At 68.6% G+C, this 26,475-nt stretch carries 22 protein-coding genes and 1 pseudogene; 6 read left to right on the forward strand and 17 right to left on the reverse strand.

The genetic code is table 11. From position 1 onward, the window contains the following. Positions 1 to 34: 34 nt before the first annotated feature. Positions 35 to 972: pseudogene (locus tag HEP85_RS14120) on the forward strand (FAD-binding oxidoreductase); the annotation flags it as partial. A gap of 277 nt (positions 973 to 1,249) precedes the next feature. On the opposite strand, the gene HEP85_RS14125 reads toward HEP85_RS14120, so the two are convergent. After that, entirely contained in the window at positions 1,250 to 1,714 is a 465-nt protein-coding gene (locus HEP85_RS14125; RefSeq protein WP_168528088.1) for an ArsI/CadI family heavy metal resistance metalloenzyme, read from the reverse strand. Between the two features lie 79 nt (positions 1,715 to 1,793). Between HEP85_RS14125 and HEP85_RS14130 the strand changes: the two genes are divergently transcribed. From HEP85_RS14130 to HEP85_RS14145, 4 genes are all read left to right on the forward strand, one after another. Beyond that, positions 1,794 to 2,192, forward strand: coding sequence for a helix-turn-helix transcriptional regulator (locus tag HEP85_RS14130; protein WP_168528089.1), 399 nt, complete (start codon positions 1,794 to 1,796; stop codon positions 2,190 to 2,192). Further along, a complete protein-coding gene (locus HEP85_RS14135) occupies positions 2,189 to 2,935 on the forward strand; it encodes an MIP/aquaporin family protein (protein ID WP_168528090.1) in 747 nt (248 codons plus the stop codon). The genes HEP85_RS14130 and HEP85_RS14135 overlap by 4 nt, the downstream gene beginning before the upstream one ends. A 50-nt stretch (positions 2,936 to 2,985) precedes the next feature. Continuing rightward, complete coding sequence (locus HEP85_RS14140; protein WP_168528091.1) at positions 2,986 to 3,411, forward strand: arsenate reductase ArsC; 426 nt, start codon at positions 2,986 to 2,988, stop codon at positions 3,409 to 3,411. 186 nt (positions 3,412 to 3,597) lie between these two features. Next, positions 3,598 to 4,008, forward strand: a complete 411-nt coding sequence (locus HEP85_RS14145; RefSeq protein WP_168528092.1) for a cupin domain-containing protein — start codon at positions 3,598 to 3,600, stop codon at positions 4,006 to 4,008. Positions 4,009 to 4,348: 340 nt separating this feature from the next. Here the strand turns inward: HEP85_RS14145 and HEP85_RS14150 are convergent, their stop codons facing one another. From HEP85_RS14150 to HEP85_RS14165, 4 genes are all read right to left on the reverse strand, one after another. After that, complete coding sequence (locus HEP85_RS14150; protein WP_168528093.1) at positions 4,349 to 4,939, reverse strand: hypothetical protein; 591 nt, start codon at positions 4,937 to 4,939, stop codon at positions 4,349 to 4,351. 189 nt (positions 4,940 to 5,128) lie between these two features. After that, positions 5,129 to 5,632 (reverse strand): hypothetical protein, encoded by a 504-nt coding sequence (locus HEP85_RS14155; RefSeq protein WP_248001924.1) that lies wholly within the window; start codon positions 5,630 to 5,632, stop codon positions 5,129 to 5,131. A 185-nt stretch (positions 5,633 to 5,817) separates the two neighbouring features. After that, positions 5,818 to 5,979 carry a hypothetical protein gene (locus tag HEP85_RS14160; RefSeq protein ID WP_168528094.1) on the reverse strand — a complete coding sequence of 54 codons (162 nt, stop codon included), beginning with the start codon at positions 5,977 to 5,979 and terminating at the stop codon, positions 5,818 to 5,820. Positions 5,980 to 6,360: 381 nt separating this feature from the next. Then, positions 6,361 to 7,557: an epoxide hydrolase family protein gene (locus HEP85_RS14165; RefSeq protein ID WP_168528095.1), complete on the reverse strand. Its 1,197-nt coding sequence runs from the start codon at positions 7,555 to 7,557 to the stop codon at positions 6,361 to 6,363. A 239-nt stretch (positions 7,558 to 7,796) separates the two neighbouring features. Between HEP85_RS14165 and HEP85_RS14170 the strand changes: the two genes are divergently transcribed. Next, entirely contained in the window at positions 7,797 to 10,613 is a 2,817-nt protein-coding gene (locus tag HEP85_RS14170; protein WP_369657711.1) for an AAA family ATPase, read from the forward strand. A 304-nt stretch (positions 10,614 to 10,917) separates the two neighbouring features. On the opposite strand, the gene HEP85_RS14175 is transcribed toward HEP85_RS14170, so the two are convergent. The 12 genes from HEP85_RS14175 to ndk all read right to left on the reverse strand — a co-directional run bounded on the left by HEP85_RS14175 (position 10,918) and on the right by ndk (position 26,398). Next, entirely contained in the window at positions 10,918 to 11,244 is a 327-nt protein-coding gene (locus HEP85_RS14175; protein ID WP_248001925.1) for a hypothetical protein, read from the reverse strand. Positions 11,245 to 11,349: 105 nt separating this feature from the next. Next, positions 11,350 to 11,718, reverse strand: a complete 369-nt coding sequence (locus tag HEP85_RS14180) for a hypothetical protein (protein WP_168528096.1) — start codon at positions 11,716 to 11,718, stop codon at positions 11,350 to 11,352. A gap of 309 nt (positions 11,719 to 12,027) precedes the next feature. Then, positions 12,028 to 12,294 (reverse strand): hypothetical protein, encoded by a 267-nt coding sequence (locus HEP85_RS14185; protein ID WP_168528097.1) that lies wholly within the window; start codon positions 12,292 to 12,294, stop codon positions 12,028 to 12,030. An 803-nt stretch (positions 12,295 to 13,097) separates the two neighbouring features. Then, positions 13,098 to 14,147: a right-handed parallel beta-helix repeat-containing protein gene (locus HEP85_RS14190; RefSeq protein WP_168528098.1), complete on the reverse strand. Its 1,050-nt coding sequence runs from the start codon at positions 14,145 to 14,147 to the stop codon at positions 13,098 to 13,100. 1,110 nt (positions 14,148 to 15,257) lie between these two features. Further along, entirely contained in the window at positions 15,258 to 17,228 is a 1,971-nt protein-coding gene (locus tag HEP85_RS14195; protein WP_168528099.1) for a TIGR03960 family B12-binding radical SAM protein, read from the reverse strand. Positions 17,229 to 17,309: 81 nt separating this feature from the next. Beyond that, complete coding sequence (locus HEP85_RS14200) at positions 17,310 to 18,974, reverse strand: CYTH and CHAD domain-containing protein (RefSeq protein ID WP_168528100.1); 1,665 nt, start codon at positions 18,972 to 18,974, stop codon at positions 17,310 to 17,312. Positions 18,975 to 19,280: 306 nt separating this feature from the next. Next, on the reverse strand, positions 19,281 to 20,477 hold the full coding sequence (rodA, locus tag HEP85_RS14205) for a rod shape-determining protein RodA (protein ID WP_153290606.1): 1,197 nt from the start codon (positions 20,475 to 20,477) through the stop codon (positions 19,281 to 19,283). After that, positions 20,474 to 22,732 carry a penicillin-binding protein 2 gene (mrdA, locus tag HEP85_RS14210; RefSeq protein ID WP_168528101.1) on the reverse strand — a complete coding sequence of 753 codons (2,259 nt, stop codon included), beginning with the start codon at positions 22,730 to 22,732 and terminating at the stop codon, positions 20,474 to 20,476. Before mrdA ends, rodA begins: the two co-directional genes overlap by 4 nt. Positions 22,733 to 22,830: 98 nt before the next feature. After that, positions 22,831 to 23,499: a rod shape-determining protein MreD gene (gene mreD / locus HEP85_RS14215; RefSeq protein WP_168528102.1), complete on the reverse strand. Its 669-nt coding sequence runs from the start codon at positions 23,497 to 23,499 to the stop codon at positions 22,831 to 22,833. 12 nt (positions 23,500 to 23,511) lie between these two features. Then, positions 23,512 to 24,456: a rod shape-determining protein MreC gene (mreC, locus tag HEP85_RS14220; RefSeq protein WP_168528103.1), complete on the reverse strand. Its 945-nt coding sequence runs from the start codon at positions 24,454 to 24,456 to the stop codon at positions 23,512 to 23,514. 183 nt (positions 24,457 to 24,639) lie between these two features. Beyond that, on the reverse strand, positions 24,640 to 25,659 hold the full coding sequence (locus HEP85_RS14225) for a rod shape-determining protein (RefSeq protein WP_168528104.1): 1,020 nt from the start codon (positions 25,657 to 25,659) through the stop codon (positions 24,640 to 24,642). A gap of 325 nt (positions 25,660 to 25,984) precedes the next feature. Continuing rightward, positions 25,985 to 26,398 carry a nucleoside-diphosphate kinase gene (gene ndk, locus HEP85_RS14230; RefSeq protein WP_168528105.1) on the reverse strand — a complete coding sequence of 138 codons (414 nt, stop codon included), beginning with the start codon at positions 26,396 to 26,398 and terminating at the stop codon, positions 25,985 to 25,987. Positions 26,399 to 26,475: the final 77 nt, after the last annotated feature.

Consider the following 26,475-nt stretch of genomic DNA (forward strand, 5'->3'; position numbering starts at 1 on the left):
ACTGTCACCCTTGTCAACCTGCGGCTCCGGAAACACCCGCTACCTCGGAATGGCCTGCGACAGCCTCATCGGGGCCGAGGTCGTCGTCGCCTCGGACGGCGACTGCGCCAAGGTCGTCAAGGCGGACCTGAAGAACAACTCGGACCTGCTGTGGGCTCTCCGCGGGGCCGGCAACGGCAACTTCGGAATTGTCACATCGCTCACGTACAAAGTGGCCCCGCTCAAGAGCGTCACTTATGTGCAGGCGGCGTGGGACGGCCTCGGAGACCTGCAGAGGGTCTTCGACACGTGGCAGCATACGGCGCCGGTCGCCGACAACCGTCTCGGCACCCAGCTCGAAATTCACAGGAACAAGATCCTGCTGTTCGCGGTTCTCGCGGAGGGGACGCCCGCGGAGGCGAAGAGACTGCTGGCCCCGATCCTTTCGATCGGCCGCCCCGAAGTCTCGGTGCAGGTCGGTAACTGGGGCGACGTATACGCGGGATTCCAGATTCCGACCGCGGACGAGCCGGCGAACTGGAAGTTCTTCTCGCAGTTCACCAACAAGCCGTTCCCGAAGAAGGCGATCGGCGTGATCGCCTCGTTCATGCGGGACGCACCGACGGACGACAGCAACTTCTTCACCCAGGCCTTCGGCGGAGCGGTCAGGAAGAGCCCGCGCGGTCGGCACGGCGTTCCCGCATCGCGACGCGCTCTTCTACTCCGAGCCGGGTGCCGGCTGGGGAGACCGCAGCGTGCCGGGCAGCGGCGACGAGCTGACCCCGCGCGCCCAGGCCTGGATCGCCGAGTTCAGCCAGGCGCTGCGGCCCTACGTGCACGGTGCCTACGTCAACGTGCCGAACGTCGGCATGCAGGACTGGGAAACCCGCCTACTGGGACGGCAACTTCGACCGGCTGCGCAAGATCAAGGCGAAGTACGACCCCCGCAACGTCTTCCAGTACGAGCAGAGCGTCCCGCCCGCGTTCTGCTGATCGACCAGCCGGGCCAGGCCCCCTCCCGACCGGGAGGGGGCCTGGGGTGTGTTGCGAAAGTCCCGTCGTCCGCCTGGAGGGCGGGCCTCGCGGCGTCTGGTGCGCGCTCTGGGGGTCCCCCCGGCCGGAGGCTGGGGGAATGCCGGCCGGGGGGACCCGTACTGGACGTACTTGGGCTTTCGGCCGGTGCGGCGAGTGGGGGGCACCTCCCACGCCCTTGAGGCTGTGGGGGAGCGTGCCGGGCGTCACGACGGGGCGAACGTTGCCTGCCGCGGCACTAGTCATGGCCCCTTCCCGCCGCCGTGTCTTCCGTGGCCTGGCCGGTGCAGCAGCCGTCCCCCGCCGCGTCGGGGTCGGCGCTCTCGCCGAGGGTGTCGGCGTCGGCCTTGACGACGTAGACCTCCCAGGGCTCCCGCCCCGGACCGTGGACCCACACCTTGTCCTGGAGGGCGTAGCAGCAGGACGTGTCGTTCTCCTCGAAGGTGGCCAGCCCGGCGCCCTTGAGGCGACTGGTCGCGGCCGTGACCTGGTCGGTGGACTCGACCTCGACGCCGAGGTGATCGAGCCGCGTGTCCTGTCCGGCCTCGCCTTCGATCAGGACGAGCTTGAGCGGGGGCTCGGCGATGGCGAAGTTGGCGTAGCCCTCGCGCCGCTTGGCCGGTTCGGTGCCGAACAGCTTCGAGTAGAACGTGATCGACGCTTCCAGGTCGCTGACGCGCAGGGCGAGCTGAGCACGAGACATGACATGGCCCCCATCTGCTTGCATTGACGTATGTCGATGCAAGCTTGCGCGTTGAATCGAAAAACGTCAACATAGAAGCATGTCGAAGCAAGAACTCCTGGTGCTCGGGCAAGAGGACCGGTCCGCCGCCTGCTGCCCAGGCCTCGTGACCGCGCCGCTGGACGAGGACCAGGCTGCCGAGCTGGGGAAGATCTTCAAGGCTCTCGGCGACCCGGTCCGCCTGCGGCTGCTGTCGATGATCGCCTCGCGGGCGGGCGGTGAGGTCTGCGTATGCGACCTGACCCCCGCCTTCGATCTGTCCCAGCCGACCATCTCGCACCACCTCAAGCTGCTTCGGCAGGCGGGCCTGATCGACTGCGAACGCCGGGGTACGTGGGTCTACTACTGGGTGCTTCCCGGCACCCTGGACCGGCTCTCCGCGTTCCTCAAAACGGCACAGGCGCCACAGGCGGCACAGACGGCAGAGGCGACCGCGTGAACGCTTCGCTGAGACAGCGGGCCCTTGCCGAAGCTGTCGGCTCGGCCGCGCTGGTCGCGGTGGTGGTCGGCTCGGGAATCCAGGCCACCGAGCTGACCCGAGACGTCGGAGTGCAACTGCTGGCCAATTCGCTGGCCACCGTCTTCGGGCTGGGCGTGTTGATCGCGCTCCTCGGGCCGGTCTCGGGCGCGCACTTCAACCCCGTCGTCACCCTCGCGGCCTGGTACACCGACCGTCGTCGTTCCGGCGGCGGCCTGAGCGGTCGGGACGTAGCCGCGTACCTTCCCGCCCAGACCGCCGGAGCGATCGGCGGCGCGATCCTGGCCGACGCCATGTTCGCCGAGCCCCTGGTGCGTTGGTCCACGCACGACCGTTCCTCCGGTCATCTGTGGCTGGGCGAACTGGTCGCGACCGCGGGACTCGTCCTGCTGATCTTCGGGCTCGGCCGGACCGCTCGCGCTCACTTCGCCCCTGTGGCCGTCGCGTCGTACATCGGAGCGGCGTACTGGTTCACGTCCTCCACGTCGTTCGCCAACCCGGCCGTCACCGTCGGGCGCGCCCTCACCGACACGTTCGCCGGCATCGCACCCGCCTCGGTCGGCCCGTTCATCGCGGCCCAGCTGATCGGCGCCGCACTGGGTCTCGCGCTGGTGACGGCGGTGTTCGGACGCGCGGCACCCGCGCGAACCGGCCCCGTCCCCGTTCAAGGCGATCCCGAAGCCGCCTTCCCCACGATCCCCTGACCAGCTTCCGCCACTCCCCTGACCAGTTTCCGCCCAGAAGGACAACCGCGATGAAGACCCCCGCAGAGCGCCGCCCGTCCGTGCTGTTCGTCTGCGTCCACAACGCCGGGCGCTCCCAGATGGCCGCGGCGTTCCTCACCCATCTCGCGGAGGACCGGGTACAGGTACGCTCCGCCGGGTCCGCGCCCGCCGGTACGGTCAACCCGGCCGTCGTGGAAGCGATGTCGGAGGCAGGCATCGACATCTCCGCCGAGGTCCCCAAGGTGCTCACCGTGGAGGCCGTCCAGTCGTCGGACGTGGTGATCACGATGGGCTGCGGCGACACGTGCCCGATCTTCCCGGGCAAGCGCTACCTCGACTGGGAGCTCCCCGACCCCGCGGGCCAGGGAGTCGCCGCCGTCCGCCCCATCCGCGACGAGATCGAGAAGCGCATCCGCGGCCTGCTCGACGAGATCGCCCCGGCGAGTGAAGTCTGAGCGCGGCAACCGCAGTTCGCGTCGTGGCCATGAGCCCCGGGCACGGCGACCGGATCTCCCGCGCCCCCCTGGCCAGGTTCGCCGCGCAGGGCTGTCACGAACTCAGGGTTGTCACCAGCGCAGGGTTGTCACAAACGAGGAGGCCGTCTTGTCCTCTCTGCGGACAGTCCCTGTTTGGAGGAACGCATGAGCGCTGAACACCCACACCTGCCCCCAGGCGTCGAGGTGATCTCGACCCTGCCGGAAGCGGCGGCCCGGATCCCGGCCGGCTCCGAGGCGAGGACCATCCGGGTAACCCTGTCGCCCGGTGACCCGGGCGCGCCGCCGCACCGTCACCCCGGGCCGCTCTTCGGCTACGTGACCCAGGGCGAGATCCTCTTCGAGCTGGAGGGGCAACCGCCCCGGGTGCTCAAGGCCGGGGACGCCCTGTTCGAGCCCGGCGGCGACGTGATCCACTACCAGGGAGGCAACAACCTCCCGGACGCGCAGTCGCAACTGGTGGTGACCATGTTCGCGCAGCCGGGCACGCCCGTTCTGACCGTGGTCGGCGCGGAGGAACTCGCCGAACGACGACACTTGCGATTCCCCCAGCCCTGACGGCCTCTGCCCCCGGGTGGGCACCGCTCCAGGAGTCCGATCGGCACGGCCGCCCTGCCTGCCTGGAGCCGGGCCGCTCTCGCCGGTCTCGCCGGTCCGACGTCCTCGGCCGCTCAAGGCGGCCTGCGTACGGCGTCGTTGATGTCGGCTGATCGATCCCGGCTGATTGATCCCGGCCGGCTGGTGTCGGCTGGTTGATGTCAGCCGGCTTGTGTCGGGTTGCCGATACGAGGCGATATGAGGCCGCGTTGGGCGAGCGCGTCGCGGTACTGCGCCGCAGTACAGCCATTTCGGCATCGTCATGGCCACGCGCCGGGCAGGCCGGCGAGCGCGACCGACCTCACCACCCGCAGTCGATGTCGGCCGAACCCCCGTACAGGACCGGATCGGTGCTCGTGCCGCTGATCCGCAGAAGACCGCGGTCCCGCCCCCAGTCCAACTCGTACGTGCCTGCGCCGACGGGCCGGTAACCATCGTCGACCGTCCAGGATCCCGAGGCGCCCAGAGCCAGGCCGCTACGCCCCACCGCGTACGCCTCGCCGTTGCCGATCACGAGAAAGGACGTCTCCCGCACCACGACCGTGCAGCCCTCCGGCCCCGCAGGGCTCAGCACGTAGTACTCCGCGTCCGAGATCAGGTCGTCCACCGCTCCCCATACAGTGCCGAGCACCGCCGTGACGATCAGCAGACTCTTCCCCAGCCGAGCCCACATGGCCCGCTTCCGCGGGAGCCCCGCAGCAGCCACCGGGCGGCCCACCCGGGTGAGGACCCACCGGAGAACGAGCGACAGGACAAGCAGAGCCGCGCTCATCCCCCAGCCGGGCACCACCCGCCCCCGCACGACCAGCAGAAGGCTGCTCCAACTCGCCACGGCCGCGAGGACCAGACTCCCGACGCCTGCTGCCGAGGAGGCGGCCGGCGACAACCTCACGCTGCGTTCTGTACGTGCTTCGATCACGACGGGTACGACACCCCGGACGCGCTGCCAGTTGTACTGAGAGGCCGAATCACCTGGCACGTCGTGGTGTTGGCCCTCGGCCGCGACGCCGACGCCTCCACCCGAGCCGGCGTGAAGCTCAGGGGATTCTGGAGCCCGTGGAGCCCATGCGCGGCCTCCGCCTCATCGGTAGTCCTCCGGGTGACCCTGCATCCAGGTATTGATCTTGTCTCGCGTTCCGGTGAGCAGATCCTGGTGTTTCTTGAGGTTCTCGAAGGAGCTGTCGTCGCCCAACTCGGCCCGCAGTTCCACAATCCAGGCGAGGGGTTCCTTGAAGTGCCCAGGGCCCTGGGGGTCCGTCTTCATCGCCTTGTCGAGACTGTTGAGCTCATCGAGCACCCGCCCCAGGAAGTACTCGCAGTTCCCCGGGGTCGTGCACCCGTCGTTATAGGTGGCCTGAAGGCCGGCGAACGCATCGCGGACCTTCTCGGCTTCCGGTGCGGGTTCCGCCGTGCTCGGGGCGGCCGGCTCCTCGGTCGCGGGGGCCGATACCGCCTTACGGACGGGAGACTCCTCATCGGTGCTCGAAGTCGTGCCCGGGCCACCGCTGCAGGAGAGCAACAATGACGACAGGACCACGACGAGCGTGGAGACGCTGAGAGCGTGCCGTGCGCGCAAGCTGATCATGCGGGGTACGACTCTCCAGGGCGCTCGCAGGTTGTGCCGGGTGCGGAACTCCGCCGCGTCCGGCGTGCGTACCTCGCTGGGCGCGCCTACCAGGGACGGCGGAGTCTCAGGTCGTCCGCCAACTACCGCTGTTCCCCGCTGTTTCCCGACCGAATGGGCGCCGGGGGCACGTCGACCGGCCGTCTCTAGACGGCGAGCAGCCCGACGAGCGTCAACGCCGCCACCGCACCGAGGACCCGCGGCTTCCTCCAGCCCCGCCCCGAAGCCTGGCGGTTCAGCTCCCACACGAACACCAGACCGCCGCCAAGGCCCAGCGCGCTCCGCAGCAGGAAGACGACGGTGTGCACTGGGAGCCTCCAGGGGCCTTCGAACGGAAGGGAAGGTCAGCCAACCGGGCGCGAGCGCCGACGCCGTACCGAGCGGTCACCTTAGTACTGGGGCACTGGCACGAGTTGTCCGGCCAGAGGGTCCGGGCGGCTCGTCAGTCGAGAAAGCCCTGCCGCCGTGCGGCATCGGTGAGCGCGCGAATCAAGCGGTGTCGCCCGTAGAACAATCTGCCGAGGACCTCGAACGTGACGAGCGTTCCCACCCATCAGGGGCGTGGAGTGCGGCGTCGGCAAGCCGGTGGAAAAGGGCCACGGAGACACGGGGCGGCCGAGTGGACCTGGAGCCGGTTCGCTCGGCCACCCCGTCGTGCCGGCGCCTGTTCAGGCGTCAGGCGCGGTCGGCTAGCGCATCGAGCGGAAGCCCGTGCGGAGCTCGTTCACGAGGAGCTCCGGCTGCTCCCAGGCTGCGAAGTGGCCGCCCTTGGGAAGCCGGTTGTAGTGGACGAGGTTCGGGTAGGCCTGCCCGGTCCAGCTCTTGGGGGCCTCGTAGAGCTCGTCGGGGAAGACGCTGACGGCGACCGGGAGCTTGACCCCGTTGACCGCGAAGAACGGAGTCGTGTTCTCCGCGTAGAGACGGGCCGCGGAGACCGCGGTGTTCGTCAGCCAGAACAGCGTGACGTTGTCCAGGACGTCATCACGGGACAGACCCTCGCTCACCCCGTCGAAAGCACGGGTGATCATGGCCAGGCTCTTCGCGTCGTGGTCGAGCAGGAAGGACGCCAGACCCACCGGGGAGTCCGCCAGCCCGGTCAGCGACTGCGGCCGCGAGCCCATCATGTACGCGTAGTAGACGTGCCGGTACACGAAGTCCAGTTGGTCCACCGCGGTCTGTTCCTCGGCGGACAGCGTCAGGCCCTCGGGCAGCGGGTTGCCCTTGGCGAGCGCGGCGTCGATGTCGGTCGGAATCACCTTCGGCATGTTGGTGTGGATGCCGACCAGGCCCTCGGGCTCCTGCGAACCCATCAGGTCGGTGACGATCGCACCCCAGTCGCCGCCCTGCGCGACGTATTCGGTGTAGCCCAGGCGCTTCATCAGCTCGCCCCATGCGGCAGCGATGCGCTCCGGGCTCCAGCCCTTCTCCGAGGGCTTGCCGGAGAACCCGTAGCCGGGCATCGACGGAATCACCACGTGGAAAGCGTCCGAGGCGTCCCCGCCATGAGCCGTCGGGTTGGTGAGCGGCTCGATGATCTTCAGCTGCTCGACGACCGAACCCGGCCACCCGTGCGTCACGATCACCGGCAGGGCGTTTTCGTGCTTGGAGCGGACGTGCAGGAAGTGGATGTCCAGCCCGTCGATCTCGGTGATGAACTGAGGGTAGGAGTTCAGCTTCGCCTCGACCTTGCGCCAGTCGTACTCCTTGGCCCAGTACCGCGCCAGTTCCCGAACAGTGGAAAGCTGCGTGCCCTGGGACTGGTCGGCGACGGTCTCCTTCTCGGGGAAACGCGTCGCCTCGATGCGCGCGCGCAGGTCCTGGAGCTCCGCCTCGGGGAATTCGAAGGTGAAGGGGCGGATGGCCGTCGATGCGGCGGTGTCAGACATGTGGGGGGGGTTCTCCTTGCGGTGGTCAGCGGCTCCGCGCCGCGGGACTCGTCCACAGTGGATGCGGCCGGCGCGCGTCGCCCCAGGGGAACCCCCGGGGGTCGTCCCGTGGCCGGGACCCGGGGTTCATCCCCTGGCCGGGACCCGAGGGCCGGTCCGAGCCCTGCACGCCGTACCAAAATCAACAGAAGGGGAATAAGGTCACATAAGGGGGTAATCGGCGTATCAGGGAGCGACCCATGGGAGTGCCCGCCGTCGATTCACCGGTCACACTCCGTGGCCGGGGCCAGGAAAAGGCCGCATTGGAGCAGGCGCTGGACATGGCACGCGCGGGGAGCAGCGCTGTGCTGGTGCTTCGCGGTGAGGCGGGGATCGGGAAGACCGCCTTGTTGGGCTATGCGGCCAGCCGGGCCGATGGGTTCCGCACCGCCGTCGTCGCGGGCGTCGAGTCGGAGATGGAGCTCCCGTTCGCGAGCCTTCAGCAGTTGTGCGCTCCCCGTCTGGGCCGGCTCGAAGGGCTGCCCGGACCGCAGCGGGACGCGTTGTCCGTCGCGTTCGGGCTGCGGGAGGGAGAGGCGCCCAACCAGTTCCTGGTGGGCCTGGCCGTGCTCAGTCTGCTGGCCGGCGCCGCCGAGGACCGGCCACTGGCCTGTCTCGTCGATGACGCGCAGTGGCTCGACGACGGTTCCCGGCAAGTGCTCGCATTCGTCGCCAGGCGATTGCTGGCCGAACGAGTGGCTTTGATCTTCGCCCTGCGGGATTCCGCCCATGCTCGTGAGCTGGCGGGTCTGCCGGAGATGCTCGTCGTGGGCATGATGGAGCCCGAGGCGCGAGCCCTGCTGGCATCGGCCGTGCGCGTGCCGTTCGATCCCCTGGTACGGGAGCGGATCGTGGCTGAAGCACGCGGAAACCCGATGGCTCTGCTGCAGCTGCCGCGCGCGCTCGATCCCGCCGAGCAGGCGGGCGGCTTCGGATTCCCCGGCAAAGGCCCCGTGGTCGGCAGCATCGAGACCGCCCTCCGCCAGCGCTTCCATACGCTGCCCGATGAGAGTCGACGGCTGTTGACGACTGGCGCGGCCGAGCCGACCGGGGATGCGGACCTCCTGTGGCGCGCGGCCGGCCTGCAGGGGATACCCGGGGACGCCGCCGCGGCGGCCGAGGCCACCGGTCTGGTCAAATTCGGCGCCGGGGTCCGCTTCCAGCACCCCTTGGTGCGCTCGGCCGTGTACCGGACGACGTCCGCGCCGGAGCGCAGGGCGGCCCACAAGGCACTGGCGGAAGCCACCGACCCGCACCACGATCCCGATCGCAGGGCCTGGCATCGCGCTCACGCCGCGGCCCGGCCGGACGAGGACGTCGCCTGTGATCTGGAACGCTCCGCCTGCCGGGCGGAGGGCAGAGGTGGCGCCGCCGCGGCAGCGGCCTTCCTGCGGCGGGCGGCCGAGCTCACGCCCGACCCCTCGCGCCGCGTCACCCGCGCGCTGGCTGCCGCCCAGGCCGCGATCGACGCCGGCGGGGGCGACCAGGCCCACAACATGCTGGCGGTGGCCGAGACCGGCCCCCTCGATGACCTTCAGAGCGCCCGCTCGGAGCGGCTGCGGGCCCGGCTGGTGTTCTCCGAAGTGCGCGGCGGCGACGCGCCCCGGCTCCTGCTCGCCGCCGCGCATCGGCTGGAGCCCCTGGATGCGGCTCTCGCCCGCGACACCCTGCTGGAGGCGGCCGGCGCGGCAATCTTCGCGGGCCAGTTGAACGAGGGACCGGGATTGCGCGAAGTGGCGGAGGCGGCCCGCGCGGGACCGCCGCCCTCGACGCCGCCGCGGATGGTCGATGTCCTTCTGGACAGCTTTGCCAGCTGGATCATCGACGGTTACGCGACTGGCGTCGAGGCTCTGAGGCGCGCGCTGGACGTCGTTCTGCAGCAACAGAGATCCAGCGCGGCGGATGCCGACGGGCGATGGCTGTGGTTGGCGTTCCGGGTGACGCCCGAGGCCCTCGCACCGGAGCTGTGGGACGACGAGGCGTGGGACGAGTTGGCGGCCGGCGCCGTCGCCGCCGCGCGCGGGACGGGAGCGCTCGCCGTCCTCCCGATGGCACTGAGCTACCAGGCATGCCTCAACGTGCACACCGGCCGGTTCGACACCGCGGCGGCCCTGATCGACGAAGGGACGGCCATCTCGGAGGCGATCGGCGGGGCGCCCATGATGTACTCGGAACTCGTGCTCGGCGCCTGGCGAGGCCGGGAATCCGAGGCGCTGGACGTCATCGAGAAGACCATCGAAGAAGTGCGCGCCCGAGGTGAGGGTCGCGTTCTCAGCCTGGCCGAGTACGCGACCGCCGTGCTCTACAACGGCCTCGGCCGTTACGAGGACGCGCTCGCGGCGGCGACACGTGCCTGCCGGTTCGAAGACCTGGGATTCTTCGGCTGGGCACTGGCCGAACTCATCGAGGCAGGCGCCCGCAGCGGGCAGCCGGAGGTCGCCTTTTCCGCGCTGGCCAGGCTCGGCGAACGCACTCGTGCCTGTGGCACCGAATGGGCCTTGGGCACGGAGGCCTGCTCGCGCGCGCTGCTGAGTGACGACCGGGCCGCCGAGGCGCTCTACCAGGAGGCGATCGAGCGCCTCGAACGTTGCCGGGTCACCGTCCACCTGGCCCGCGCCCGGCTGCTGTACGGCGAGTGGCTGCGCCGCCGGAACCGCCGCCATGACAGCCGCACGCAGCTCCGTTCCGCCTACGAGACGTTCAGCCGGGTCGGCGCCGAAGGATTCGCCGAGCGCGCCCGCAGGGAACTCCTCGCCACCGGGGAGACCGCCCGCAAACGGACCTTCGGCACCGACTCCGAACTCACCGGCCAGGAAGCCCAGATCGCCGGGCTCGCCAGGGAAGGGCTCACCAACGCCGAGATAGCCGCCGAGCTCTTCATCAGCTCACGCACGGTGGAATGGCACCTCGGCAACGTCTTCGCCAAGCTCGGGCTCAGCTCCCGCAGGCAACTGCGCTCCGCGCTGCCTCCGCCGAACCAGCGCCACGGATGGCAGAACCAGCAGGTGCCGACCTGACGGCAGGGAGCGCGTGCGACCACTCGAAGCGGGCGCCGGCGCCACGTTCTCGACCGCCCGAGGCAGCAGCTTTTCGACCGTCCGAAGCAGCAGCTTCACGCCCGTCGGGCCGATCTGGCTATCTGGATGGGGGGTGAACTCCGAGGCTGTTGGCCGACGTTGATGCCGGCGATGGATGTCAACAGGCCGCGATGTAGCAGGGCCACAGCACAGACGCTCGGAAGGCAGGGGCGGAGGAGTGGGACGGCCTGGCCGCGCAGGTCACTCCTGCTTCGGGAGGTCGGTCGAATGTTGCCCTTGGGCATCACGTTGCCCAGCTTCCCGCGATCGCCGCGCGGAGGTCTCGGCGATGCCGCCACCATTCGATCACCGAGCCTGTCTCGCTGCGCCGGTGAGGCGGTACCGAGAACTTCGGCCAGCTGAACCACGCGATCGTGACGTGCAGCATCAGCAACGGGAACGAGCCCAGGGTGAAGCAGGCGCCGGCCGACGGGTCCGCCGAGTACCGGTGGGTCGCCGCGTCGGGCGCCCGATCCGAGTCGGTCCAGTGAAGCCAGGCAGCCCGCACGGAGAACAGACTCACCGCGACCATGACGCGGAGGACGAAGATCCCGAACCTGATGTCTGCCACAGCCCCTCCCCGGCGTCAGCACTGACGAGAGGCCCCAGTCGGTGTCAGCGGCTGGTGTCAGTCGCCGCACGTTGCCTCGACAATCCTCCAGGGCAGGGCCGGAGATCAGTGGTCGAGCGGCGCAGGCTGCGACTGCCGACGGTGGCTCCTCATCTTGAGGAGCGTCGTGAGGGCTCCGACGAACCCAACACCTAGCGCCAGCCCGGCAACGATCGTTGCCGCACCGTCGTCGACCGAGCCCACCATCACCGTGAGCGCCCACGTACCGAAAGCGCCCAGGCACCATGCTCGGGCAGCGAGATTGCCCCGCCGGCGCCACTGGTGGAAGAGAAAGCCGACGCAGCCCGCGCCGACGTAGAAACCAGCCACGTACCCCCGCTCCTGCCAGCTGTTCAGGCGCAGGGCGAGGGAACCGATCAACAGGATCCCGCCGATCACGTAGGAGACGACCTCGAACGTCCGCCTACGACTCATCGTCACGTCCTCACCCCGGACCACCGCTTCAGCTCCCGGAGCGTAATGGCCACGTCACCAGCTTGAAAGATCGCGTATGCGGGTTGCGGCCGAGCTGGGAACTTCCTTACCCGGGGTTGAGCGGGACGGTGCCCGCCGGTACCGGCTGTCCCCTGCTGGTTCCCCTTGCATCGGGCGCGACCGGAGCAGGGCGTAGGCCCAGCCTCGCGTCACCAGGACCGGCGCCGTCCCGATCCCGATCAGGCCTGCTCCGGTCCCCACCTTGGCGCTTCCAAAGGCAGGGCGGGCCCTTTCCACCCAGGTGGCCGGCTATGAATCGAAGGTGGAGTGGTTGGACTGCTCTCGCGCTGTGGGCGGCTTGCCCGGCACGGCCTTGATCCAGCGACGTAGCACCAGGCAAGCCAGTACCGGGCCCACCGCAAGGGAGCAAACCCAGAGAAACATGGTGGCTGGAGAGATCGCGTAGTACTGCACGCGGGCAGGTAGGAACGCCACCAGCCCCAGGCCCACGACGAGAACGATCCACGTAGCGAGAACGACAAGTACGGCCTTGGATACGATCACTGCAGTGCGCATAGCCGCCCCCTCACAGATGGCGATAGCCGGGTCGTTGCGAACAGTTCGCTTCGCTCATGTGGCCTTCGACGGATGAGAGGACTCCCCGCGCGTGCCAGTTGGGACGGTCAGTCCCCGGTTCGGAAAACGCCGTATGCGGACAGCGGTCGAGCTGCCCGTTCCCTGCCCTGGGCCGGAACGCGATCGGCGTCACTGTTCCTCCTGAATCCCCGCAGCATCCCGTCGGGCCAGGTACGCAACGGGCTGGCGGACAGTTGACGCAAGCGGTGACCGCGAGGCAACTGCATCCCACCCTTCTTGAACGCGTTCAAGATGTTGCCAGGATGGACTCTAGCCACACTTTTGAACACGTTCAACCCAAGAGCACGGCGAAGGTCCACGATCTCGGCAACGGAGTTGGGCACGACTGGTTGTATTGACCCGCAGGGTTGTTGACGCGGCCGATCGGGGGCTTGCCTCCGGGTGCGGTGTGGCAGCGATGTCACCGTGGTTCAAATCCCATACCCACACGCACACCCACCGCAGGACGGCCCCTGACCAGGTAAATCGGTCAGGGGCCGTCCTCGCGTGCGCTGTCGGTGCGTGCCCGTGGTTCCCCGCTGGTTACCGGTTCATCGGGCACGGCAGGGGCACGGGCACCTTCTGATCCGTATGGGTGTCCATCTGATGCATGGTCGCCTCGACAAAACCGTATCCACGACACCCGCATCGGGAGTTCGATCACTCTGCCACTCTGCGCCATGACTCGACGGACCGGGTTCCGGTGGTATGCCGCCCGGGGCCCGCGGCGGGATGTGGGCGGGTCAGCCGGTGCAACCGGCCACGGGAGACGGGCTGCCAACGCAGTTGGTAGGACGGTTTCCCGTGATGGGCGAGTGTTTGTTCACCACGATGTCTCCGGTCCCGTTGAACACGCCTCCAGGGGCATTGCCCGCCTTGTTCTTGGTGACGGAGCTGTGGTTGAGGACGAGGTAGGAGCCAGAGTCGACGTTGTAGATACCGCCGGCCACCAGAACGGCGGTGTTCCTCTTGATGGTGCTCCGGTTGAAGGTGGCTCTACCGAGCTGTGCGTTGGTGACGCCCCCTCCGTGGTCGCTGGCGGCGTTGTCGACGATCGTGCTGTCGTCGACGGTCATCCGGAAGTTGTTCCAAAGGCCGCCGCCGTCGCCCGCCGTAACCCTGTTGCCGGTGATGGAACTGCGGGAGATGGTGATCCTGTTGTCGTTGAACACCCCTCCGCCAAAAAATCTGCTGGCCGTGTTGCCCTCGATCGAGGTGGAAATGACGGAGGCGGAGCCCTCGGTGGAAAGCCCCCCACCGGAGGCCGCGGCGTTGTTGTTGGCAACCCTGGATCGAAGAAGCCTCAGGGTTCCCAGGTTCTCGATGCCGCCACCGTTGTTATGGGCGGTGTTCCCTTTCACGAGGACAGATGTCGCGTGGAGCGACCCTCTGTCTTGGACGAGGACGCCCCCACCGTCGTCGGTCACTTCACCATTCTCGATCTTGAGATCGCTGAGCGTCGCACGTCCACCGGCTGCGACATCGAGAAGGCGGAAGAGGTTCGCGGTAGTACCGCGCCGGAGAGTGGCGCCGTTTCCGTCAATCGTGACAGGCACCGCGATGGGAGGTGTCGCGTCCTCACCCGAGAAGGGTGCTGTGAAGTCGTAGACGCAGCCCTTGGCGAGACTGAATTTGCCAAAACCACGGGCGTTGGCCCTGGTGATGGCGGCGACAAGGGAACTCGTCTTGCACCGCACATGCTCAGGACTGTGGGCAACCGCGGGAACAGCGGTGACAGCGGTAGCGGACGCGGCAATCGCGACGGCACCGGCAAGGGCTCGGAGTGCAGGCAAGGCGGCATCCCTGCTTTCGGATCGACGGGGTCCAGGCTTACGGCCTGCATGGGCGCGCAACACAAATGCGCGACAGCGTTGAGAATGTGCTTTACCGATTTCCGGCACATGGAGCCACGCAGGCTGCTCCCTCGTTCGGTCGGCGAGGACAACCCGAAGAGACCTGCTACCTGTCGCCGGGTTGCAGCGGCCGACAGGCGAATCCTCAGCTCCACAGCGGCGGTGCTCGACCAACCGCACACCCCCATTGCCCATCCCCAACCCCATGACGGACCGTCACAACGACGAACCTGCACACCAGCGACAGGCGCCCTCTCCGAGGGAGCGCCGGGGCGTGAGGCAGAGCCCCACATCGCTCTGGCATCTACCGGTTCATTGCCCGCTGTCGCTGCGCGGCGCCGGCGCCGCGTTCCTGACCGTCAGCGGCAGCAGCTTCTTGCCCGTCGGGCCGATCTGGATGTGGGTGTCCGTCTGAGGGCAGATCACGCATCACTCCGCATAGCGATCCACGTGTGACTCGACGAAACGGGTAGAGAGTCGGGCGGTCACACTGTTAGATGCGGGCGTGCCGAAGAACGATGATTACAAGCGAACCAGTACTCAATTGACCGTCTGGGGCTGCCTTGCCGGGTTGGCCGTGGCCCTGGCCATTCCGGTGTACATGCTGGTGACTGTCCTCCTCCTTGGGGTGCCAACCCCGTGACCCGCCACATCGACCTGTAGTCGACGACGGCGACGGGTCGACTGGGAGACTCTGGGTTGGAGCTGCCACGAGGCGAGTGATCATGGCCCCTACCAGGTACGTAGGGCACATCCCAGCACCAGGCCCACGGGCTCACTCGCCGACGAACGCCGAGGAGCCCCCTTCACGGTCAGGAAAGGGGGCTCGCGGCTATGCATCCACGCGCAGGCCGATACGGGCCTCAGACCCACTCGGCTTCGGAAACAATGTGCGACAAAGCCTCACGGCCCGGCAACGGCGTCCGAGAAGGTGTCGACGGTGTCGACGGACGAGGGACCGAGGCACCGGCCGCAGCCAACGCCGCCGCCACCTCGTCCTCGCCCACCCCCGCCAGAGCCTGAATCACCCGATCGAGCGCCCCGCTCACCTCAGTGCGTGTGACCGCCCGAGACGGGTGCCGGTGCCGCGTTCTTGACCGTCAGCGGCAGCAGCTTCTTGCCCGTCGGGCCGATCTGGATGTGGGTGTCCATCTGCGGACAGACCCCACAATCGAAGCACGGCGTCCAGCGGCAGTCCTCGACCTCGGTCTCGTCGAGGGCGTCCTGCCAGTCCTCCCAGAGCCAGTCCTTGTCGAGGCCGGAGTCGAGGTGGTCCCACGGGAGGACCTCCTCGTAGGTGCGCTCGCGGGTCGTGTACCAGTCGACGTCCACGCCGAAGGCGGGGAGGGTCTTCTCGGCGCAGGCCATCCACCGGTCGTACGAGAAGTGCTCGCGCCAGCCGTCGAAGCGGCCGCCGTCCTCGTAGACGGCGCGGATGACCGAGCCGATACGGCGGTCGCCGCGGGAGAGCAGGCCCTCGACGATGCCGGGCTTGCCGTCGTGGTAGCGGAAGCCGATCGAGCGCCCGTACTTCTTGTCGCCGCGGATCTTGTCGCGGAGCTTCCCGAGGCGGTCGTCCGTCTGCTCGGCGGAGAGCTGCGGGGCCCACTGGAAGGGGGTGTGCGGCTTGGGGACGAAGCCGCCGATCGAGACCGTGCACCGGATGTCGTTCTGGCCGGAGACCTTGCGGCCCTCGGCGATCACCTTCATCGCCATGTCGGCGATCTGCAGGACGTCCTCGTCCGTCTCCGTCGGCAGGCCGCACATGAAGTACAGCTTCACCTGGCGCCAGCCGTTGCCGTAGGCGGTGGAGACGGTCCGGATCAGGTCCTCCTCCGAGACCATCTTGTTGATGACCTTGCGCATGCGCTCCGAGCCGCCCTCGGGGGCGAAGGTCAGGCCCGAGCGGCGGCCGTTGCGCGTCAGCTCGTTCGCCAGGTCGACGTTGAAGGCGTCGACACGGGTGGAGGGGAGGGAGAGGCCCACCTTGTCCTCCTCGTACCGGTCCGCGAGGCCCTTCGCGAGGTCACCGATCTCGCTGTGGTCCGCGGAGGACAGGGACAGCAGGCCCACCTCCTCGAACCCCGTCGCCTTCAGGCCCTTCTCCACCATGTCGCCGATGCCCGTGATGGAACGCTCACGGACCGGACGGGTGATCATGCCTGCCTGGCAGAAGCGGCAGCCACGCGTGCAGCCGCGGAAGATCTCCACGGACATGCGCTCGTGGACCGTCTCCGCGAGCGGGACGAGGGGCTGCTTCGGGTAGGGCCACTCGTCGAGGTCCATGACCGTGTGCTTCGACACGCGCCACGGAACGCCCGACTTGTTGGGCACCACACGGGCGATCCGGCCGTCGGCGAGGTACTCGACGTCGTAGAACGCCGGGATGTAGACGTTGCCCGTCTTCGCCAGGCGGAAGAGGACCTCCTCGCGGCCGCCCGGACGGCCCTCGGCCTTCCAGGCCCGGATGATCTCGGTCATGTCGAGCACGGCCTGCTCGCCGTCGCCGATGATCGCCGCGTCGATGAAGTCGGCGACGGGCTCGGGGTTGAAGGCCGCGTGGCCGCCGGCCAGCACGATCGGGTCGTCGAGCGTGCGGTCCTTGGACTCCAGCGGGATCCCGGCCAGGTCCAGGGCCGTCAGCATGTTCGTGTAGCCCAGCTCCGTGGAGAAGGACAGTCCGAAGACGTCGAACGCCTTCACCGGGCGGTGGCTGTCCACCGTGAACTGGGGGACCCGGTGCTCGCGCATCAGTGCCTCCAGGTCCGGCCAGACGCTGTACGTGCGCTCGGCGAGGACGCCCTCACGCTCGTTGAGGACCTCGTAGAGGATCATGACGCCCTGGTTGGGCAGTCCGACCTCGTAGGCGTCGGGGTACATCAGCGCCCAGCGGACGTCGCAGGCCTCCCAGGGCTTGACCGTGGAGTTGAGCTCTCCGCCGACGTACTGGATCGGCTTCTGCACATGCGGGAGCAGAGCTTCGAGCTGTGGAAACACCGATACAGCGGCTTCGGCAGGCATCTCGCGAACCTTCGTGAGCTGGAACGTACTGACAGGGGTGACCATCCAGACTAGCGCGGCCGGGGCCGGCCCCCGTACGCCTCAGACGGCACCCTTGTCCTCGATGGGCTCCCACTCCCCCGGCAGCGCCGCCTCCACCGCCGCCGCGCGCTGCTCCTGGCGGCCGTACAGCACCCCGTACGTGAACGCGTTCTCGCCGGCCTCGTGCGCCTCGGTCGCCAGCTCCCGCAGGGCCCCACGGACCATCACGCTGTCCTGGTGGTCGCCCAGCAGCGTCTGCAGGGACTTCATCGACTTGACCAGGTCGGCGGCGGGCTTGCCGAGGGCGGGGGTGGCCGCCTCGGCCGCGTAGCGCGTGCGCTTGGCCTTCTTGCGGGCGTCGTGCATCGTGAGGTCGCGCTCGGAGCCGGGCGGCAGCTCCAGGGCCTCGCCGACCAGGCCGGCGACCTTCTTGAAATCCTTCCGTACGGCCTTGGAGATCACCTTCTCGGGCTTCTTCGCGGCCGCCTCCAGCAGGGGCGGGCCGGCCACCAGGGTGTCCAGTGCCGTCAGCAGGTCCAGGTAGCGCTTGCCGTCCAGTACGGCGATCAGGCGTTGCCTGGAGCCGGAGCGGCGGGCTCCCGACCAGGCGCTCACACGGGCCTGTACGGGGCCCGAGACCAGGTCGGACGGGAGTTCGTCGAGTGTCGCCGTCAGGTGCTCGGTGAGGACCTCCTGGTCGCGGTCCACTCCCAGCTCGGCGGCGAGCCACTTCAGCTCGACGCCGATCGGGTCGGTGACGGTGCGGTCGAAGATCTTGCCGTACGAACGGAAGGTGCTGCGGAGGCGGCGGGTGGCGACGCGCATACGGTGCACGGAGTCGGGCACGTCGCGGCGGACGGCGGGGTCCAGCTCGACGATCGCGTCACGCTGGGTGCGGACGTAGGCGAGGACGTGGTCGCCGGCGGTGTGCGGGGCCGACTCGGGGGGCCCGGGCTTCGCGGCCGTCGCCGTCGCCTTCGACGCATCAGCGACCTTGTCGGTCGCCCCCGCCTTGCCACCCTTCTCCGCCTTGCCGGCCTTCTCCGCTCTCTCTGCTCTCTCTGCTTTCTCTGCTTTCTCTGCTTTCTCTGCTTTCTCCGGATGCGCGGACTTCCGGGGGGCCGTGTCGTCGAGTGCCTTGGCCAGTTTGGACGCGGAGGCGGAGCGTTTGAGGCCCGCCTTGCGGAGCTTCTTCTCGACCTTGTCGAGGAAGGCCGGATCGCCGTCGTCGGCGAGTTCCACCTCGATCTCGGTCCATTCCGTGCTGCCCGCGCCGCCGCTGAGGCGCTCCGCGCGGACGCGGTCGACGCTGACCTCGGCGAGGAGGGTGCCGGAGGCGTCGACGAGGTGGCTGATGTCCCGGGCCGACAGGAGACGTACGACGGGGACCAGTTCGGCCTCGCGGATGCGGGAGCGCACGAGTGCGGTCAGTTCTTCGGGGACGGTGTCGGAGAGCGGAGCGCGGATTTCGTCGCGGACGCCTTCGGAGACGGGGAGTTTGAGGTGCCAGCCCGCGTCGTCGCCGCCGGTGCGGCGGCGGAGGGTGAGGAAGGCGGTGGCGAGCCGCTGGTCGGCCGTGTCGTAGTAGGTGGCGTCCAGTTCGGCTACGCCCTTGTCGATGACGCGCGAGACTCCCGGGACGTCGGTCAGGTCCGGGAGTGGCGCGTCGCCGCCGGCCGGGGGACCCTCGTACTTTCGCTCGATTTCGCGCTTGGTGTCCGCCATGAACTGAATCTAGTGGCTGTCGGGCCGGGATGGCAGTACCAGCCCCCTCCGGGGCCTCCGGGAACGACCGGATCTCGCCCCCGCCGCCCCTACCCGTCCCCAGGGGCTCCGCCAGGAGGCGCTGCGCCCCCTGGACCCCCGCATCGGCCTGAACGGCCTCGTCATCAAGCACCGGACAGGCTGAAACTGCGGGCCGCTGTGGAGGCTTTTAGGGGCGCGGGGAACTGCGCGACCAGCCCCCGCCCACCCGCAGACAAGGAACCTCCAGCCACCAACGCACCCCCCTCCCGCCCAACCGCCGGAGGCCTACGCCGACATGGGCCGTTGGACTCTGATCGACTGCAGCAGGCCCACCGCCACCCATACCGCGAACATCGATGAGCCGCCGTAGGAGACGAACGGGAGGGGAAGGCCGGCGACCGGCATGATGCCGAGCGTCATGCCGATGTTCTCGAAGGCCTGGAAGGCGAACCAGGCGATGATGCCGGCGGCGACGATCGTGCCGTACAGCTCGGTGGTCTCGCGGGCGATGCGGCAGGCCCGCCACAGGACGACGCCGAGCAGGAACAGGATGAGGCCGGCGCCCACGAAGCCCAGTTCCTCGCCCGCGACCGTGAAGACGAAGTCCGTCTGCTGTTCGGGGACGAACTGGCCGGTCGTCTGGGAGCCGTGCCCCAGGCCGGTGCCGAAGAGGCCGCCGGAGCCGATGGCGATCCGCGCCTGGTTGGTGTTGTAGCCGACGCCGGCGGGGTCGAGGTCGGGGTTGGCGAAGGCGGCGAAGCGGTTGATCTGGTACTCGTCGAGGATCTTGAGCTGCCAGATCGCCACCGCGCCCAGTGCACCGGCTCCGAGCAGGCCGAACACCCAGCGGTTGGACGCGCCGGAGGCGAGCAGCACACCGAGCACGATGATGACCGCGACCATGATCGTGCCGAGGTCGGGCATGAGCATGACGATCATCATCGGGACGGCCGCGAGGCCCAGTGCCTGCAGCACGGTGCGGTGGTCCGGGTACTGCTTGTCGCCCGCGTCCACCCGGGTGGCCAGCAGCATCGCCATGCCCAGGATGATCGTGATCTTGGTGAACTCGGCGGGCTGGAGCGAGAGACCGCCCGCGACGAGCCAGTTGCGCTGGCCGTTGATCGTCGCGCCGAGCGGGGTGAGCACCAGCAGGATCATGAAGACCGAGAGGCCGTACAGGATCGGGACCGCGGTGCGCAGGGTGCGGTGGCCGAGCCAGACCGTGCCGATCATCAGAGCGATGCCGATGCCGGTGTTCATGAGGTGGCGGATGAGGAAGTAGTACGGGTCGCCCTGGTTGATCTCGGTGCGGTTGCGGGTCGCCGAATAGACGAGGGCCGAGCCGATCAGCGACAGCGCGACGGCCGACAGCAGTATCGGCCAGTCGAGGCGGCGGGCCAGCGAGTCGCGGGCGAGGAGCCGCGACATGCCGCCGCGCTCGGGGCCGTACCCGGAGACGGAGAAGTTGTTCGCTCCGGTCATGTCAGGATCCTCACCCTCCGCCGCTTCCGCGGGCGTTCCGAGCGCCTGCGGGTGTCGCGGTTGCTCGCGTTCGGCGACGGCGTGGTGGCCCCGTCCTGCTGCTGGTCGGTGGTGCCGGAGGTGTCCTTCTTGCTGGCCTGCTGGTCCTTGGCCGGGTCCTTGGAGATCTCCGGGGAGTCGATCGAGCCATCGGGCTGGATCTTGGGAAGGCTCTTCTGCGGGGTGGGGAGCAGGGCCTTCTTCTTGTCGATGGCACCGTCGGGCGAGACGCCGTACAGGGCGTTGTAGATGTTGCGGACGGCCTCACCGGAGGCTCCGGAACCCGTACCGGCCTGGGCGATCGTCATGACGATCGTGTAGTCCTTGGAGTAGGTGGCGAGCCAGGAAGTCGTCTGCTTGCCGTAGACCTCGGCGGTACCGGTCTTGGCGTGCAGCGGGATCTTGTCCTGCGGCCAGCCACCGAACTTCCAGGCGGCCGTACCGCGGGTGACGACGCCCTCAAGGGCCGCGTTCATGCCCTTGAGCGTGGCCTTGCTGACCGGCAGTTTCCCGCGGACCTGGGGCTTGATCTCCTTGACGCTCCTGCCGTCGGCGCTGACGATCGCCTTGCCGATGGTGGGCGTGTGCACGGTGCCGCCGTTGGCGATCGCCCCGTAGATCATGGCTTCCTGGATCGGGGTGACGAGGGTGTCGCCCTGGCCGATGGAGTAGTTGATCGAGTCGCCCTCGCGCATCTTGTTGCCTTCGAGGCAGTTCTCGTACGCGATCCGCTGGACGTAGTCGCCGCTCTTCTTGCCGGTCTTGCACCAGACGGCCCTGTTGGCCTTCCAGTAGTTCTGCTTCCACTGGCGGTCGGGGACGCGGCCGGTGACCTCGTTCGGCAGGTCGACGCCGGTCTCCTTGCCGAGGCCGAACTGGTGGGCGGCCTTGTAGAAGTAGTCCTTGGGGGTCTTCTTCGGGTTGATGCCGCCGTCCTTCTTCCACTCGTTGTCGGCGAGGCCGTAGAAGACGGTGTCGCAGGAGACCTCGAGGGCCCGGCCGAGTGAGATGGGGCCGAAGTTCTCGCCCTCGAAGTTCTTGAAGACCTGGCTGCCCACGGAGTAGGAGCTCGTACAGGGGTAGTTGCCGTCGAAGTCGTAGCCGGCCTCGACCGCGGCGGCCGTGGAGACGACCTTGAACGTCGAACCGGGCGCGGACTGACCCTGTATGGCCCTGTTGAGCAGCGGGTAGTCGGAGTCCTTGCCGGTGAGCCGCGTGTAGTCCTTGGCGGAGATGCCGCCGACCCAGGCGTTCGGGTCGTACGTCGGGTTGGACGCCATGGCGACGATCCGGCCGGTCTTGGCCTCCATCACGACGACCGCGCCGGAGTCGGCCTTGTAGTTCTCGCTGGTGATCTTGTCGTACTGGGTGCGGGCGATCTTCATCGCGTTGTTCAGCTCGTACTCGGCGACCCGCTGGACGCGGGCGTCGATGCTGGTGACGAGGTTCGCGCCGGACTCGGACTTGTCGCTCTTGGCCTTGCCGATGACACGGCCCAGGTTGTCGACCTCGTAGCGGGTGACGCCGGCCTTGCCGCGCAGTTCCTTGTCGTACTGGCGCTCGAGACCGGAGCGGCCGACCTGGTCGGAGCGCAGGTACGGCGACTCGGTGTCCTTGGCCTTGGTGATCTCGGCGTCGGTGACCGGCGAGAGGTAGCCGAGGACCTGCGCGGCGTTGGACTTGCCGGGAGCGGCGTAGCGCCGTACGGCCTCGGGCTCGGCGGTGATGCCCGGGAAGTCCTCGGAGCGTTCACGGATCTGCAGGGCCTGCTTGGCGGTGGCCTCGTCCGTGATGGGGATCGGCTGGTAGGGCGAGCCGTTCCAGCAGGGCTGCGGGGTCTTCGCGTCGCACAGCCGGACCTTCTGGATGACGTCCTCGGGCTTCTCGCCGAGCACGTCGGCGAGCTTGGTCAGGACCGCCTTGCCGTCGTCCTTCATCTTCAGGAGGTCGGTGCGTGAGGCGGAGACCACGAGCCGGGTCTCGTTGTCGGCGATCGGCACACCGCGCGCGTCGAGGATCGAGCCGCGCACGGCGGGCTGGACGACCTGCTGGACGTGGTTGCCGGAGGCTTCCTTGGCGTACTCGTCGCCGTTGCGGATCTGGAGGTACCAGAGGCGGCCGCCGAGGGTGCCGAGGAGGGAGAGCACGAGAATCTGGATGACGACGAGTCGGATCTGGACCCGTGGGGTCCTGCCGGTCTCGGGGATGTTGGTCACTGCTGCTGCCTCCCCCTCTCAGTGTGTGTACGAGACATACGAATACCCGGCCAACCTGTGTACGCCGGCCACGGCGCCCGGAGTGAACTCATCCGCGGTCACAGTCGCTTGACCCCCTTGATGCGCCCCGCGCGGGCGACGCGCGCCCTGGCCGCCTTGACCCGCATACCGCGCTGGCTGCCGATGCGCAGACCGGTGCCGGAGGCGAGCCACCCCGAGGAGACGTCGGCGGACTTGGCGGACGCGCCGGACTCACCGAGCGGGTTGTTCTCCGCGCGCCGGGCCAGCGCCATCAGCCCCGGCACCACGAACGGCGCGAGCAGCAGGTCGTACAGCGCGGCCGTGAACAGCAGGCTGCCGAGGCCCACATGGCGGGCGGCGGTGTCGCCGACGAGGGCGCCGACACCGGCGTAGAGCAGGGTGGAACCGACCGCGGCGGCGACGACCACGGCCATCGGTCCGGTCGCGGACTTGAGCTGGCCGTTCTCCGGCTTCACCAGACCGGCGAGATAGCCGATGACGCACAGCACGAGGGCGTAGCGACCGGCGGCGTGGTCGGCGGGCGGGGCGAGGTCGGCGAGCAGGCCCGCGCCGAAGCCGATGAGGGCGCCGCCGACATGGCCGTAGACCATGGCGAGGGCCAGCACGGTCAGGAGGACCAGGTCCGGGACGGCACCGGGGAGGTGGAGACGGGCGAGGACGCTCACCTGGATCACCAGGGCGACGACCACCAGGGTGGTGGAGAGCAGCATCCGGTTGAGACGCATGGGGTTCGGCTCCTACTGCTGTTGCTGCTGGCCGTCGAGGGGGGCGTCCGCCGAGGGGGTGACCGTGACGGTCACGGTCGGCGTGGGCGTCGGTCTGGGCTTGGGGGGCAGGACCTCGTCGCGGGGGTCCTTGCGGGGGGCCTGGACGACGACGCCGACGATGTCGAGCTTCGTGAACGAGGCGTACGGCGTCACGTAGACCGTGCGGGTCAGGCCGCCGCCGGAGGGGTCGACGCGGGAGACCACGCCGACCGGGACGCCGGGCACGAAGGGCTTGTCGGCCTGCGAGCCGAACGTGACCAGGCGGTCGCCCTTCTTGATCTTGGCCTTGCCGTTGAGCAGCTCGACCCGCAGCGGGCGGTCGCCCTGTCCGGAGGCGAAGCCGAGTTCGTCGCTCGATTCCATGCGTGTGCCGACCGTGAAGTCGGGGTCGTTGGCGAGCAGCACGGTGGAGGTGGCGGGGCCGACGGTGGTGATGCGTCCGACCAGTCCGTCCCCGTTCAGGACGGTCATGTCGCGGGTGATGCCGTCGTTGGCGCCGACGTCGATCGTCACGGTCCAGGAGAAGCCCTGGGCCGCTCCTATGGCGATGACCTCGGCGCCCTTGATGCCGTACTGTCCGTCGCCGGCCATGCGCAGCATCTTGTTGAGCTGGCCCAGCCGGCTGCGGTTGCGGTCGTCGCTGCCGAGTTTCGCCTTCAGCGCCGCGTTGTCGTGTTCGAGCCGGGCGACGCGGTCGTGCCGGTCGTCCGAGTCACGGACCGCGGTGATCGCGTTGCCGACGGGGTCGACCGCGGAGGACACCCCGTTCTCGATCGGGCCGAAGACCGTCGCGGCGGCCTGACGGGCCCCCTGGACCGGTGAGTCCTCTCCGCCCCGGATGTCCACCGTGATCAGAGCGAACGCGATGGCGATCAGCAGCACCAGGAGCAGCCGGCTCTCTCGTGTGTCCCTCACGTGCGGCGGCCGTGCCTTCCTCGTCGGAATTCGTCGTACCCAAAGAGGGCAGCCCGCAGGGCTGACCGGAGGGCCTCCCCAAGAGGCTGCCCCAAGAGGCTCTTTGGGTGAGCTTATGCCTCTATATCAACGATCCGCCGTACGAGAGGAGATCATCTCGTACGGCGGAACCGAAGAGTTACCTCATCTGCGCGGCTGGGCGTCCAGCACCTGCTGGAGCGCCTCGAACTCCTCGACGCACTTGCCGGCACCGAGCGCGACGCTGTCCAGCGGGTCCTCGGCGATGTGGATCGGCATGCCGGTCTCGCGGCGCAGCCGCTCGTCGAGACCCCGCAGCAGGGCTCCGCCGCCGGTCAGAACGATTCCGCGGTCCATCACGTCGCCCGACAGCTCCGGCGGGCACTTGTCGAGGGTCGTCTTCACGGCGTCGATGATCGCGTTGACCGGCTCTTCGATGGCCTTGCGTACTTCGGCCGCGGAGATGACGACGGTCTTGGGCAGCCCGGAAACGAGATCCCGGCCGCGGATTTCGGTGTGTTCGTCATTGTCGAGGTCGTACGCCGAACCGATCGTGATCTTGATCTGTTCCGCGGTCCGCTCACCGAGGAGGAGGCTGTACTCCTTCTTGATGTGCTGGATGATCGCGTTGTCCAGTTCGTCGCCCGCGACGCGGATGGACTGGGCGGTGACGATCCCGCCGAGCGAGATCACCGCGACCTCCGTGGTGCCGCCGCCGATGTCCACCACCATGTTGCCCGTGGCCTCGTGGACCGGCAGGCCGGAACCGATGGCCGCGGCCATGGGCTCCTCGATGATGTGCACCTGGCGGGCCCCGGCCTGGGACGACGCCTCGATGACGGCACGGCGCTCGACGCCTGTGATGCCGGAGGGCACGCAGACGACGACACGGGGGCGGGCGAGGTAGCGCCGCTTGTGGATCTTCAGGATGAAGTAGCGGAGCATGCGCTCGGTGATCTCGAAGTCGGCGATGACACCGTCCCTCAGCGGACGCACGGCAACGATGTTGCCGGGGGTCCGCCCGATCATCTTCTTCGCTTCCGAGCCGACCGCGAGGATGCCACCGGTGTTGGTGTTGATCGCGACGACGGACGGCTCGTTGAGTACGATCCCGCGACCCCTGACGTACACCAGCGTGTTGGCGGTCCCGAGGTCGACAGCCATGTCACGGCCGATGAACGACATTGAGTTCCCCATCAGGATTCGTCTGGCCTTCCCAAGTGGAGCTTTGACGGCTTGTCAGGTAAGGCGAGGTGGGTGCTGTGACGTGAAGGCTTACATCGTAGACGCGCCTGCACGAACACTGCGCGAGGGTCTTCGCCATTGTCAGCATGTGCGACGCCGCCCCGCTTGTGGAGACGGGCCATCGGGGGCACGCGTTCCCCCAATCGGCACGCATATGCCACAGGACGGCCGGAAATTTCGCGGCCGCCCCGGAGCGGACATCCGAATGACGAGACGATCCCGCGAAAAATTCGCGGAAAATTAGCGCTCGCGCGGTCCGTGGAACTCAGCCGCGGCCGGGAAAGAAGATCTTCAGCTCACGCTCGGCGGACTCCTCGGAGTCGGAGGCGTGGATCAGGTTCTCGCGGACGATCACGCCGTAGTCCCCGCGGATGGAGCCGGGGGCCGCGGCGATCGGGTCGGTGGGGCCGGCCAGCGCCCGCACCCCTTCGATGACCCGCTCGCCCTCGACGACCAGCGCCACGACCGGGCCGGACGCCATGAACTCGACGAGCGGCTCGTAGAACGGCTTGCCCTGGTGTTCGCCGTAGTGCTGCTCCAGCGTGTCCTGGTCCAGCGTCCGCAGCTCCAGCGCGGTGATCTGCCAGCCGGCCTTGCGCTCGATGCGGCTGATGATCTCGCCGGTCAGGCCACGACGGACGGTGTCGGGCTTGAGGAGGACGAGGGTGCGCTGGCTCACGGTGGTGCTCCTTCAGGTCACAAGTGTGCGGGTGACCGAGGCTACAGGGCGTGTCGGGGTGGGTGTCACGCAGAGTC

Origin of the sequence: Streptomyces sp. RPA4-2, from assembly GCF_012273515.2 — a bacterium.
Lineage (GTDB): Bacteria > Actinomycetota > Actinomycetes > Streptomycetales > Streptomycetaceae > Streptomyces > Streptomyces kaempferi.

What these genes read in the sequence shown, in the direction of transcription:
- HEP85_RS14125 (WP_168528088.1), bottom strand. Translation starts at nt 1,714, where the DNA reads ATGTCTCGTGCTCAGCTCGCCCTGCGCGTCAGCGACCTGGAAGCGTCG.
- HEP85_RS14130 (WP_168528089.1), top strand. Translation starts at nt 1,794, where the DNA reads ATGTCGAAGCAAGAACTCCTGGTGCTCGGGCAAGAGGACCGGTCCGCC.
- HEP85_RS14140 (WP_168528091.1), top strand. Translation starts at nt 2,986, where the DNA reads ATGAAGACCCCCGCAGAGCGCCGCCCGTCCGTGCTGTTCGTCTGCGTC.
- HEP85_RS14145 (WP_168528092.1), top strand. Translation starts at nt 3,598, where the DNA reads ATGAGCGCTGAACACCCACACCTGCCCCCAGGCGTCGAGGTGATCTCG.
- HEP85_RS14155 (WP_248001924.1), bottom strand. Translation starts at nt 5,632, where the DNA reads ATGATCAGCTTGCGCGCACGGCACGCTCTCAGCGTCTCCACGCTCGTC.
- HEP85_RS14165 (WP_168528095.1), bottom strand. Translation starts at nt 7,557, where the DNA reads ATGTCTGACACCGCCGCATCGACGGCCATCCGCCCCTTCACCTTCGAA.
- HEP85_RS14170 (WP_369657711.1), top strand. Translation starts at nt 7,797, where the DNA reads ATGGGAGTGCCCGCCGTCGATTCACCGGTCACACTCCGTGGCCGGGGC.
- HEP85_RS14180 (WP_168528096.1), bottom strand. Translation starts at nt 11,718, where the DNA reads ATGAGTCGTAGGCGGACGTTCGAGGTCGTCTCCTACGTGATCGGCGGG.
- HEP85_RS14185 (WP_168528097.1), bottom strand. Translation starts at nt 12,294, where the DNA reads ATGCGCACTGCAGTGATCGTATCCAAGGCCGTACTTGTCGTTCTCGCT.
- HEP85_RS14195 (WP_168528099.1), bottom strand. Translation starts at nt 17,228, where the DNA reads ATGCCTGCCGAAGCCGCTGTATCGGTGTTTCCACAGCTCGAAGCTCTG.
- HEP85_RS14200 (WP_168528100.1), bottom strand. Translation starts at nt 18,974, where the DNA reads ATGGCGGACACCAAGCGCGAAATCGAGCGAAAGTACGAGGGTCCCCCG.
- rodA (WP_153290606.1), bottom strand. Translation starts at nt 20,477, where the DNA reads ATGACCGGAGCGAACAACTTCTCCGTCTCCGGGTACGGCCCCGAGCGC.
- mreD (WP_168528102.1), bottom strand. Translation starts at nt 23,499, where the DNA reads ATGCGTCTCAACCGGATGCTGCTCTCCACCACCCTGGTGGTCGTCGCC.
- HEP85_RS14225 (WP_168528104.1), bottom strand. Translation starts at nt 25,659, where the DNA reads ATGTCGTTCATCGGCCGTGACATGGCTGTCGACCTCGGGACCGCCAAC.